The sequence below is a fragment of the Roseovarius sp. genome, assembly GCF_040223625.1.
Lineage (GTDB): Bacteria > Pseudomonadota > Alphaproteobacteria > Rhodobacterales > Rhodobacteraceae > Roseovarius.
Genome location: NZ_JAVKFX010000067.1, coordinates 13,159 through 26,292 on the forward strand (window position 1 = coordinate 13,159; position 13,134 = coordinate 26,292).

Below are 13,134 nucleotides of genomic sequence, written 5' to 3' on the forward strand. Positions count from 1 at the left end.
ATACCGACAAAATACCGACGTTATACCGACGTCGGTTTCCCGGCCAAAACCGCCCGTCCCGGGCCCGCCGGAAAGAATCGCCCCGCCCTTCGGTCAGGCTCGCAGAATCGATTGTTCTGGTATAGAAAACAATTTGGAACCGAATAGGAAATTGTCGCATCCGGAATGATGTTCAGCCTCAGGTTGCTGAACTTTTTAGTAAACATTTTCAGATGCTTGGCGAAAAATGCGACTTCGACTTCAACATGAACATGGGCGGTTGGCCGCGTTCGATGCAAAACCGTTGCGGGGGCCGAAGTCACGACTTCGCGCAGGTTGAGTATGATTGGTAAACGAGTGAATGCGAACGGTGGTCAGGACATAGCAATCGTGGGCATGGCACTGAAGGTGCCGGGCGCCCTAAATGTCTCTGATTATTGGAAAAATCTGGTCTCCGGCACCGAGAGTATCGACCGGCTGGACCCCGAGTCCCTCAAGGCCGCCGGCGAGCGCCCCGACCGCATCGCCGACCCCAACTATGTCCCCGCCACCGCCCGCCTCGACGGCTACGACCAGTTCGACGCCGAGTTCTTCGGCTTCGGCCCCAAGGACGCCGCCATCCTCGACCCGCAGCACCGCAAGTTCCTCGAGGTGGCATGGGAGGCGATGGAGCAATCGGGCCACCTTCCGGGCAATAAAACAAGGGATATCGGCGTCTTCGCGGGCTGCGGCATGGGCAGCTATTTCTACTTCAACATCTGCTCGAACCCCGACCTCGTCGACGACGTGGGCATGTTCCTCCTGCGCCATACCGGCAACGACAAGGACTTCATGACCACCCGCGTCAGCCACGTCTTCGACCTCAAGGGCCCCAGCGTCAACATCCAGACCGCCTGCTCAACGTCCTTGGTCGCCGTCCACTACGCCTGCGAAGCCCTGCGCTCGGGCCAATGCGACATGGCGCTGGCCGGCGGCTCGACCATCGAGCTGCCCCAGGGCCGTGGTTACCTCTTCAAGGAAAACGAAATTCTCTCCCCCGACGGCCACTGCCACGCCTTCGACCACCGCGCGAAAGGCACCGTGTTCGGCAGCGGCGCGGGCGTCGTGGCGCTGCGCCGGCTGGAGGATGCCATCGCCGATGGCGACCATATCTGGGCCGTGGTGAAAGGCTCCGCGATCAACAATGACGGCGCCGCCAAGGCCGGCTACCTCGCCCCCAGCGTCGACGGGCAGGCCGCCGCCGTCTCGCGCGCCATCGACACCGCCGGGGTCACCGCCGATAGCATCGGCTACGTCGAATGCCACGGCACCGGCACCTATCTCGGCGACCCGATCGAGGTCGCCGCGCTGACCGAGGCCTACCGAAAAACCACAGATAAATCAGGCTTCTGCCGCATCGGCTCTGTCAAAACCAATATCGGCCACCTCGACACCGCCGCCGGTGTGGCCAGCCTCATCAAGACCAGCCTCGCGCTGCATCACAAGGCGATGCCGCCCAGCCTGAGCTTCGAGAAGCCGAACCCGACCATCGACTTCGAAACCAGCCCCTTCCGCGTCAACGACAGGCTGACGGAATGGCCGCAAGGCCCCACCCCCCGCCGCGCCGGGGTCAACTCGCTGGGCGTCGGCGGCACCAACGCCCACGCAATCCTCGAGGAAGCGCCCGAGCGCGCCGCCTCGGAAGAAGGCGACTGGCCCTTCCACGTGCTGTGCGTCTCGGGGAAGGGCAAAGCCGCCCTCGACGCCAACACGCAAGCCCTCGCCGCCCACCTTCGCGCCCATCCCGAGCAGCCGCTCGAAGACGTGGCGCACACCCTGAAAACCGGCCGCCACGCCTTCGACGACCGCCGCGTCGTTGTCGCCGAAACCCACGAGGAAGCGGCCGCCCTGCTGGAAGAGGGTAACCCCCACCGCGTCTTCACCCACAGGAAGCTGGGCGAGAAGCCCGACACCGTCTTCATGTTCCCCGGCGGCGGCGCGCAATATGCCGGCATGGCCCGCGACCTCTACGAGACCGAGCCGGTCTTCGCCGAATGGATGGATCGCGGCCTCGACCATCTTGGCCCGAAGCTCGACTACGATATCCGCGCCATCTGGCTCCCCGAGCCGGGCGAGGTGGAGGCCGCCAACGCCACGCTGAAGAAGCCCTCGGTCCAGCTTCCGCTGATCATGATCGTCGAATTCGCACTGGCGAAACTCTGGATGTCCTGGGGCATCAAACCCGCCGCCCTGATCGGGCACTCCATGGGCGAGAACACCGCCGCCGCCCTCTCGGGTGTCATGAGCTTCGAGAACTGCATCGACCTCGTCCTCCTGCGCGGCCGCCTCTTCGACACGGTCGCCCCCGGCGGGATGCTCAGCGTCTCGCTGCCCGCGGCCGAGGTGCAGGAGATCATCGGCGATGCGCTCGACATCGCCTCCATCAACGCCCCCGACCTCTGCGCCGTCACCGGCCCGCAGGACCGGCTCGACGCGCTTCAGGCCGAGCTTGACGCCAAGGAGGTCGACTGCCAACGCATCAATATCGACATCGCGGCCCATTCCCGAATGCTCGACCCGATCCTGCCCGATTTCCGCGCCTTCCTGCAAAGCCTCGACCTGCAGGCGCCCGAGATCCCCTTCATCTCCAACCGCACCGGCGACTGGATCACCGAGGACGAGGCCACCGACCCCGACTACTGGACAGGCCAGCTGCGCAACTGCGTCCGCTTCGCCGACGGTATCACCACGCTCGCCACCAAGCGCGACCGCGTGTTCTTCGAGGTCGGCCCCGGCCGCGCGCTCAGCTCGCTGTCGCAAATGAGCGACGCCGTCCAACCCGGCCAGGTGTTTTCCGCCCTGCGCCACCCCGACGACGCCATTGCCGACGACAAGTTCCTCCTCGGCGTGATCGGCCGCTTCTGGGCCACGGGGATCGAGGCCGACTGGAGCCAGATCTGGGGCGAGGCGCGGCGCAACCACGTGATCCTGCCGACCTACGCCTTCCAGACCAGCCGCTATTTCATCGAACCCGGCAAGGCCCGGCTGGCCGAGGCCGCGCCCGACCTGACCCGCAGCGACGATATCGCCAACTGGGGCTTCCGCCCGGTCTGGCAACCCCGCTATGCCGAGTGCGATGCCGAGACGCTCGCCACTTGTGGCGCCGAAAAACCGCAAACATGGCTCGTCTTCACCGACGACACCGGCCTTACCGATGCTGCCACCGCCCGCCTGACCGCCGCCGGCCACACCGTCACCACCGTCCGCCCCGGCGACAGCTTCGCGCGCCTCTCGGACGACGCCTACCGCCTCGCCCCCGACCAGGGGCCCGAGGGCTACGCCCAGCTCTTCCGCGCGCTCGCCGCCGAGAACCGCCTGCCGACCCGGATCGTCCATGCCTGGCTGGTCACCGACAAGGAGAGCTTCCGCCCCGGCAGCAACTTCTTCACCCGCAACATGGAGCATGGCTTCCACAGCCTGATGCACCTCGCACAAGCCATCGAAAGCGTCGACCGCCCCGATACCATGCACCTCACCGTGCTCACCACCGGCGCGGCTCAGGTCCGGGACGAGGCGCTGCCCTACCCCGAGAAAGCCACCATCGCCGGCCCCGCGGGCGTGATCCCGAAAGAGCTTCCGGGCACCACCGTCGCCACGCTCGACATCGCCCTGCCCGCGCCGGCGCCCTCGCGCCGCCGCAAGCCCGCGCCGGTCGCGTTCCCCACCGAGCAGCTTCTCGAGGACTTCCTCGCCGAGCCCGCCAACAGCGTCGCCGCCCTCCGCGACGGCCGCCGCTTCGCGCAGGCATGGAAAGCCGCGGACCTGCCCGCCAGGCCCGAGGACACCGTCTTCCGCGACGGCGGCACCTACCTGATCACCGGCGGCATGGGCGGCATCGGCCTGACCGTCGCCCGCGACCTCGCCCAAACCCACGGCGCCAACATCGTGCTGCTCTCCCGCAGCGCCCTGCCGCCGCGCCACCAGTGGCAGACGCTGATCGACACCATGCCGGCCAGCAACCCCGCCGTCGCCCGCATCACCGCGATCCGCGAGATCGAGGCGCTCGGCGGCGCCGTCCGCGTCGAGGTGGCCGATGTCTGCGATATCGAGCAGATGCAACAGGCCGTCGCCCGCGCCAAGGCCGATTTCGGCGCCATCAACGGCGTCATCCACGCCGCCGGCCTGATCGACGACGCGCCGCTTCTGGGCAAGACCACCTTCGATGTCGAGCGCGTGCTGGCCCCGAAACTGCATGGCCTCCGCGTCCTCGACAGCCTGTTCGAGACAGACGAGCTCGACCTCATGGTCCTCTTCTCCTCGACCAGCACGATCACCAAACCGGAAGGCCAGATCGACTATATCGCCGCCAACGAATACCTGAACGCCTTCGCCAGGTCGCGGCAGGGCGGCAAGACCCGCGTGCTCGCCGTCGACTGGGGCGTCTGGAACACCGTCGGCATGGCCGCCACCGCCGTGGCCGAGCGCAACGCCGAAGGCGCGGCGCCCGAGTGGCAGCCTGCCGCCCAGCCGCTCCTCGACGAAACCGCCCAGCACGCCGCCGACCGCATCGCCCGCCTCACCCTCGACGCGGGCGAAAGCTGGATCGTCAACGAACACCGCATGTCCACCGGCGCAGCCGTCCTGCCCGGCACCGGCTTCGTGGAACTGGCGATGGAATCCTATCTCGCCTCGGGCGGCGCCCTGCCGGTCGAACTGCGCGACCTGGTCTTCCTGCGCCCGCTCGACGTGCCGGAAACCGCGCCGCGCGGGGTGGAAACCCGCCTGACGCCCTCGGGCCCCGACATGGCCTTCGAAACCCGCAGCGCCTGTAGCGTGGATGGCCGCGACGGCATGGTCCTGAACGCGCAAGGCACAATGGGCGCCATCGACGAGGTGCCCGCCAAGATCGACCTCGCCGCCCTTTCCGCCCGCTGCACCACCCTCATGGCACATCACGGCCCCGACGGCTTCGTCTCCCCGCAGGAGGCGCATCTGAATTTCGGTCCCCGCTGGCGCGTGGTGCAGGACGCCAAGACCGGCACCGGCGAAGGGCTGGCCCGGCTGGTGCTCCCGCAAGCCGCCCGCGGCGACCTCGACGCCGGCTACATCCTCCACCCCGCCATGCTCGACCTCGCCACCGGCTGGGCCATCGAGCTGATCGACGGCTATGCCGGCAACCGCCTCTGGGTGCCGGTCTCCTATGGCTCGATCCGCGTCTTCCGCCCGATGCCGGCGGAGGTGTTCAGCTGGGTGCAGGTCCGCAGCGAAAGCGACTGGGACACCGGGATGGCCGGCTTCGACGTGGTGATCTGCGACGCGCAAGGTCATGTCATCGCCGAGATCGCCGACTTCCAGATGCAGCGCCTCACCGGCGAGGCGACGCTCGGCGTCACTGCCGTCACCGCCAAGGAGGACGTCCGCTTCCCCGAGGACCGCACGGCGCGCGCCCTCTCGCCCGCCGAGGCGCAGATGCAGCGTATGGTGGCACTCGGCATCCGCCCCGAGGAAGGCGCCGAAGCCCTGCGTCGCGCGCTCGCCCGCCCCGGGGCCCAGATCGCCATCTCGCCGATCGACCTGACCACGCTGGTGCAACTGGCTGAGGCGCGCGACGAGGCGAAGGAGACGCAATCCTTCGACCGCCCGGAACTGACCTCCGACTACGCCGCCCCCGAAACCGCCACCCAGATCAAGCTGGCCGAGACATGGGAACACCTGCTCGGCGTCAAGCAGATCGGCGTCGATGACAGCTTCTTCGACCTTGGCGGTCACTCGCTCCTCGCCGTCCGCCTCTTCGCGGCGGTCAAGCGCGACTTCGGCGTGCAGTTCCCCCTCTCGGTGCTGTTCGAGGCCCCCACCATCGCCGGCCTCGCTACCATGCTCGACGCGCGCACCGGCGGCCCCACCGACACCGCCGCGCCTGAGGCCGCCGCACCGACCTCCTTCCGCTATGCCGTGCCCCTCAACGGCACCAAATCCGCCCGCATGCCCTTCTTCATCGTCGCCGGCATGTTCGGCAACGTCCTGAACCTCCGCCACCTTGCCCTCAGCATGGAGGATCGCCCGGTCTACGGCCTTCAGGCCCGCGGCCTGATCGGCGACGAGGCCCCGCATGACACGATCGAGGAGGCCGCCGCCGACTACATCGCCGAGATGCGCGCCATCCAGCCCGAGGGGCCTTACATGATCGGTGGCTTCTCGGGCGGCGGCGTCACCGCCTACGAGATCGCCCGCCAGCTCGGCGCCGCCGGGCAGGAGGTGGCCATGCTGGTCATGCTCGACACGCCCCTGCCCGTGCGCCCGTCCCTCAAACCGGCCGACAAGGCGCTGATGAAGCTGCACGACATCCGCCGCAAGGGCCCGGCCTACCTGCTGGAATGGGCCCGCAACCGCTGGGCCTGGGAAAAGACCAAGCGCGCGCAGGCCCAGGGTCTGGCGGGCGGCACCGCCCCCGCCACCGACAGCGGCAATTTCAACAACCGCCAGATCGAAATGGCCTTCCGCGGCGCCGTCGCCCGTTACGAGCTCGCCCCGTGGGACGGCCCGCTCACCCTCTTCCGCCCGCCGCTCGACCGGCACTGGAAGGTGACCGGCGGCAACTTCGTCAGCCGCGTGCGCGAATACGTCTTCGCCGACAACCAGTGGACCCCATGGGCCCCCAACCTTCAGGTCATCGAGGTGCCGGGCGACCATGACAGCATGGTGCTCATGCCCAATGTCAGCGTTCTGGCCAAGCACCTGAACGGCCTCGTCCGCGACATCGAACGCCAAAAGCCCGGCGCCCCCGCCCCGGCGCGCACGGCGGCGGAGTGACGGCCATGACAGACCCCACCGTTCTCACCATCATCCTCAACTACCGCACGCCCGAGCTGACCCTGAAATCGCTCGACGCCGCCCTGCGCGAGATGGCGGGCATCCGCGGCGAGATCCTCGTGGTCGACAACGGCTCGGGCGACGATTCCCGCGATGTGCTGACCCGCGCCATCGAGGGCCTCGCCAACCCGCCCGTGCCCGTCCGTTTCAAGGCCTCGGCCCGCAACGGCGGCTTCGGCGCGGGCAACAATTTCGGCATGCACGCGGGCCTCTCCGACGGCTCGCAGCCCGATTTCTACTCCATCCTCAACTCCGACGCCTTCCCGCAGAAAGGCGCGATCCGCCACCTGATCGCCCACATGCAGACGCACCGCCATTGCGGCATCGCCGGCAGCGCGATCCGCGGCGTCGACGGCGAACCGCACCAGACGGCCTTCCGCTTCCCCACCATCGCGGGCGAGTTCGAGGGCGCCATCCGCACCGGCCTCTTCACCCGCCTCCTGCGCAACTCCGTCGTGCCCCTGCCGCTGCCCGACAGCACGATCCGCGTCGACTGGGTCGCCGGCGCCTCGGCCCTGCTGCGCCGCCGGATGCTGAACGAGATCGGCCTCTTCGACGAGACCTTCTTCCTCTATTTCGAGGAAACCGACCTCTGCCTGCGCGCCGCCCGCGCCGGGTGGGAAACCTGGTACGTGCGCAACAGCGAGGTGCTGCACGAAGGCTCCTCCTCGACCGGCATGAAGCTGTGGAAACGGACGCCGACCTACTGGTTCGATTCCCGCCTGCATTACTTCACCAAGAACCACGGCCGCGCCTATGCCGCCGGGGCCACGCTGGCCCGGCTGACCGGCGCGCTCTTGTGGCGGACCCGCGCGATCCTGTCGCGCCGGTCGATCGGCGACCCGCCGCATTTCCTGCGCGATCTCGTCACCCATTTCGCCGGCAACATCCGCCGGCGGCCCGACCATGTCGCGGCCACCCCGATGACAAAACCTCTTGTGGAGGAGTCGAAATGACCCGGTTTACCAGTGCGCTTGTTGGCGAAGAAACCCTCCTGATCGGCTGTGGCGACCAGCTGCTCGACCACGGCCATGGCATCGCCGCCGTGATCACCACCAACCCGCAGGTGCGCGGCTGGGCGGCGGCCAAGGGCCTGCCGGTGCATGACACCACGTCCGCCCTGCGCGGCGGCACGGCCTTCGACTGGCTCTTCAGCATCGCCAACCTCTCGGTCATCCCCGACGACATCCTCGCCCTGCCCGCCAAGGGCGCGATCAACTTCCACGACGGCCCGCTGCCCCGTATGGCCGGGCTCAACACGCCCGCCTGGGCGCTCCTGAACGGCGAGGCCGAGCACGGCATAAGCTGGCACGTGATCGAGGCCGGCATCGACACGGGCGACCTGCTGGTCACCCGCGAGTTTGCCATCGACGCCGACGAGACCGCCCATTCGCTCAACGCGAAATGCTATGCCGCCGGCCTCGACAGCTTCGCCGAGCTGCTGGGCCAGATCGAGACCGACACGCTGGCCCCCCGCCCGCAGGATTTCGCCACGCGCAGCTATTTCGCGGGCTCCAAGCGGCCCCACGCGGCAGGTTTCCTCGACTTCACCCAACCCGCCGCAACGCTCGCCCGCACTGTCCGCGCGCTCGATTTCGGCGGCTACTGGAACCCGCTCGGCCTGCCCCGCCTGTTGACGGCGAAAGGCACGCTCTTCGCCCGCAGCGCCACCGCTCTTCCGGCTGCGCCCGACGCCCAGCCCGGAGACGTGACCGAGGCCACCGCCGACAGCCTGACCGTCGCCACCGCCGACGGCGCCATCCGCCTGACCTCCCTCCTTGACGCCGAGGGCAAGCCGGCCACCCCGAACGCCCTGTTCAACACCGGTGATGTCCTTCCCGCCCTCTCCCCGGAAACGGCGGACCAACTCACCGCCACCGCCGAGCGCCTCGCCAAGCACCAGCGCCACTGGCGCACCCGCCTGACCGACATGACCCCTGTCCAGGTCCCGCTCGCCCGCGCCACCACCCAGCCCGCCGACTGGGCCGTGGAAGACGTGGCCCTGCCCGCGGGCCTCGACCGCGCAACCGCGCTGACCGTGCTTGCCGCATGGGCCCTGCAGGGCGCCGGCCAGCGCACGGGCGATATCGCCTACGCCCCCGCCAGCCTCAAGCGTGACGCCCACGCGCCGTCAATCACCGCCCCGTGGATGCCTCTGCACATCGGGACCACAGACGACACCACCCTCGCCGACCTCACCGCCGCCGTCGCGCAGGAGATTGCCATCGCCGAAGCCAAGCCCGGCTTCCCCGACGACCTCGCCCTGCGCGACCCGTCGCTCGGTACGCTGCAAACCCCCGCCATCGCCATCACCGACGGCCCGGCCACCATCCCCGGCGCGGTCATCATCGCCGCGCTCAATGACAGCGGCACCTGCCACCTGCATATCGACCGCGCCCGCCTCGACGACGCCGCCATCGGCCTGCTGACCGCGCGCCTCTCGGCCATGCTGACCCGCGCGGCCAATTGCGTGCCGGACACCTTCACCATGCAGGCGCTCTGCACCCTGCCCAAGGCGGAACGCCTCCTCCAGCTCCACACCTGGAACGCCACGCAAGCCGACTACGACCCGACCCTCACCATCCACCGTGCCTTCGAACAACAGGTCGAGAAAACCCCCGACGCCACGGCACTGGTCTTCGAGGACACCGCGCTCACCTATGCCGAACTGAACGCCCGCGCCAACCGCGCCGCGCTGGCCCTGCAGGACGCAGGCGTCGGGCGCGGCGTCAATGTGGGGCTCTGCCTGCGCCGCTCGCCCGACCTGCTGATCGGCGCGCTGGCCATCCTGAAAGCGGGCGGCGCCTATGTCCCGCTCGACCCCGACCACCCGGCCGACCGCCTGGCGCATATCATGGGCGACAGCGGCGCGCGCGTGCTGCTGGCCCACGGGGCGACCCAGGGCAACCTGCCCGACACCGACGCCATGGTGATCCTGCTCGACAAGATCGACCACGACGCCGCCCCCGCCAATATCGACGGCGGCAGCGGGCCGGATGACCTCGCCTACCTGATCTACACCTCCGGCTCGACCGGCAAGCCCAAGGGCGTGATGGTCGAACACCGCAACGTCGCCAATTTCTTCCGTGGCATGGACGATTGTGTCGACCGTGATGCCGGCTCCGTCTGGCTGGCCGTCACCTCGATCTCCTTCGACATCTCGGTGCTGGAATTGTTCTACACCCTCGCCCGCGGCTTCAAGGTCGTCATCACCGGCTCGGAAAACCGCGCCGCCGTGTCGAACGGGCCGATCACCGCCTCGGGCGAACCGATGGATTTCTCGGTCTATTTCTGGGGCAATGACGACGGGCCGGGACCGAAGAAATACCAGCTCCTGCTCGACGCCGCCCGCTATGCCGATGCCAACGGCTTCGCCGCCGTCTGGACCCCCGAGCGCCACTTCCACGCCTTCGGCGGCCCCTACCCGAACCCCGCCGTCTCGGGCGCGGCCATCGCTGCCGTCACGGAAAACATTGCCGTCCGCGCGGGCAGTATCGTGGCCCCTCTCCACCACCCGGCCCGGATTGCCGAGGACTGGGCGGTCATCGACAACCTCACCAACGGGCGCACCGGCCTTGCCTTCGCCTCCGGCTGGCACCCGGACGATTTCGTCCTCCGCCCCGAGAACACGCCGCCCAACAACAAGCCCGCGCTCTACGACGCGCTCGATAAGGCTTGCGCGCTCTGGCGCGGCGAGGCGGTCGAGTTCCCCACGCAATCGGGCGAGATGCTCCCGGTGAAAACCCTCCCCCGCCCCGTGTCGCAAGAGCTGGAATGCTGGATCACCACCGCCGGCAACCCCCAGACATGGCGCGAGGCCGGCGAACAGGGCGCGCATATCCTGACCCACCTCCTCGGCCAGTCGATCGACGAGGTCGCCGAGAAGATCACGATCTACCACGACGCCCTGCGCGGCGCCGGTCACGACCCGGCCAACCACAAGGTCACGGTGATGCTGCACAGCTACATCGCCGACAGCCGCGAAAAGGCCCGCGCCGTCGCCCGCGAGCCGATGAAGAACTACCTGCGCAGCGCAGCGGGCCTGATCAAGCAATACGCCTGGGCCTTCCCGGCCTTCAAGAAACCCGAAGGCGTCAAGTCGCCCTTCGAGATGGACCTCGGAACGCTGAGCGAGGACGAGATGGAAGCCATCCTCGACTTCGCATTCGAGCGCTACTTCGAGGACTCCGGCCTCTTCGGCACCGTGGCCGACGGGGTCGCCCGCGCCGATCAGCTTCGCCGCATCGGCGTCACCGAGATCGCCTGCCTGATCGACTATGGCATCGCGCCCGAGACGGTGATGGACGGCATGGACCTGATCAAGCAGGTGATGGACACCGCCAACGCCCCGGCGGACCTGGCCGATGACGATTTCTCGCTCGCCGCCCAGATCATCCGCCACGACGTCACCCACCTGCAATGCACGCCCAGCATGGCCCGCATCCTGACGCAGAACGACGAGGCGCGCATGGCCCTGCGCCATGTCCGCCAGCTCCTGATCGGCGGCGAGGCCTTCCCCGCCGACCTCGCCAGTGACCTGCGCAGCGCGACGAAGGCCCGGATCGACAACATGTACGGGCCCACCGAAACCACCGTCTGGTCGGCGCATCATCTGGTCGACCCCGGCACCGGCGGCCACACCGTGCCCATCGGCACGCCCATCGCCAACACGCAAACCTACATCCTCGACGACACCGGCAACCCGGCCCCCATCGGCGTCGCCGGCGAGCTCTGCATCGGCGGCGACGGCGTCACCCGCGGCTACTGGCAGCGCGACGAGCTGACCGCCGAGCGCTTCGTGCCCGACCCCTTCGCCGGCGGCACGGCCCGCATGTACCGCACCGGCGACCTTGCCCGCTGGACGGCCACGGGCACGCTCGATTTCCTCGGCCGCGACGACTTCCAGGTGAAGATCCGCGGCCAGCGGATCGAACTGGGCGAGATCGAGGAGGCCATGAAACGCCTCCCCGGCGTGACCGAGGCGGTCGTCGTGCCGCTCACCTCCGACACCGGCGACACACGGCTGGCCGGTTACTTCACCGGCCCCGCCTCCGAGGAAGCCCTGCGCGCCCATCTCAAGGCCCACCTGCCCGAGGCGATGGTGCCCGCCGACCTGATGCCGCTCGACGCCATGCCGCTGACCCCCAACAAGAAGATCGACCGCAAGGCCCTGCCCGCACCGGTGCGCAAGGCAAAACCCGCCGCCCGCACCGCCGCCCAGACCACGGGGCTGGAAAGCCGCATCGCCGCCGTATGGTCCACCGTGCTCGGCATCCAGCAGATCGCACCGGAGGACAATTTCTTCGACCTCGGCGGCCATTCCCTGCTGGCCGTGCAGGCGCATCGCGACATCCGCAAGGCGCTCGACGCGCCCACGCTGTCGATCACCGACATCTTCCGCTTCCCGGTGCTGCGCGACCTCGCCCGCCACCTCGAAGGCGGCAGCGGCACCGATCCCATCCCGCCCGAGCGCGAGGAGGCCAGCGAGGCTCGCGCCGCCACCATGTCGAAACGCCGCGCCATGCGCGCCGGACGGGAGCGTCAGCTGTCATGAGCGTACATCCCGGAACCCTCTCGACCGGCTCCCTGCAGGACGACATCGCGGCCCTCTTCGCGCCCGCCGTCTCGGTCGCCCTGACCGACCCCGCGGCCGAGCACGACGCCCCCTTCGCAGAGGAGGAGACGACCCTCGCCCGCGCCAATGACAAGCGCCGCCGCGAATTCCGCGCCGGGCGCACCGCGGCCCGCGAGGCGATGCAGGAGATGGGCCTGCCGCCCCTCGCCATCCCCGCCGACGAGACCCGCGCGCCGGTCTGGCCCGAGCCCGTCACCGGCAGCATCACCCACAACGAAACGCTCTGCATCGCCGTCATCGCCGAGCGCCGCAACGTGCCCGGCATCGGCGTCGATATCGAGGAGGCCACCCCCCTCGACCCCGAGCTTTTCCCCGATATCTGCACCCTGCCGGAACGCGCGTGGCTGTCCCTGCAGACGGAAGAGACGCGCGGCATGCTCGCCAAGCTGATCTTCAGCGCCAAGGAATGCGCCTACAAGTGCCAGTTCCCGCTCAGCCGGACCTTCCTCGAATTCCACGATCTCGAGATCACCGCCGACCTCGAAACCGGCCAGTTCGAGGCGACCTACCTGCGCTCGGTGCCGGGCTTCGAGCGCGGCGCGCGGCTCTATGGCCGCTACATGGTGACCCGCGGGCAGATCATCACCGCCATCACCGCCGAACAGCACCCGACCCGCGCCGCGCAACGCCGGCGCGTGTCGTGGTGGTAGGCAGGGCGGCGACCGGATAGC

The 13,134-nt window shown here is 68.8% G+C and carries 4 protein-coding genes; all 4 read left to right on the forward strand.

The genetic code is table 11. The features are described 5' to 3' along the window. The first annotated feature begins 321 nt into the window (after positions 1 to 321). From RLN94_RS18950 to RLN94_RS18965, 4 genes are read left to right on the forward strand one after another with little or no spacing between them, the layout of a single operon-like run. Positions 322 to 6,768, forward strand: a complete 6,447-nt coding sequence (locus RLN94_RS18950; RefSeq protein WP_350131950.1) for a type I polyketide synthase — start codon at positions 322 to 324, stop codon at positions 6,766 to 6,768. 5 nt (positions 6,769 to 6,773) lie between these two features. Then, the gene (locus RLN94_RS18955; protein ID WP_350131953.1) at positions 6,774 to 7,784 is read left to right on the forward strand and encodes a glycosyltransferase family 2 protein; all 1,011 of its coding nucleotides are present in this window, start codon (positions 6,774 to 6,776) and stop codon (positions 7,782 to 7,784) included. Then, positions 7,781 to 12,382, forward strand: coding sequence for a MupA/Atu3671 family FMN-dependent luciferase-like monooxygenase (locus RLN94_RS18960; protein ID WP_350131956.1), 4,602 nt, complete (start codon positions 7,781 to 7,783; stop codon positions 12,380 to 12,382). Before RLN94_RS18955 ends, RLN94_RS18960 begins: the two co-directional genes overlap by 4 nt. After that, complete coding sequence (locus RLN94_RS18965; RefSeq protein ID WP_350131958.1) at positions 12,379 to 13,113, forward strand: 4'-phosphopantetheinyl transferase family protein; 735 nt, start codon at positions 12,379 to 12,381, stop codon at positions 13,111 to 13,113. The genes RLN94_RS18960 and RLN94_RS18965 overlap by 4 nt, the downstream gene beginning before the upstream one ends. Positions 13,114 to 13,134: the final 21 nt, after the last annotated feature.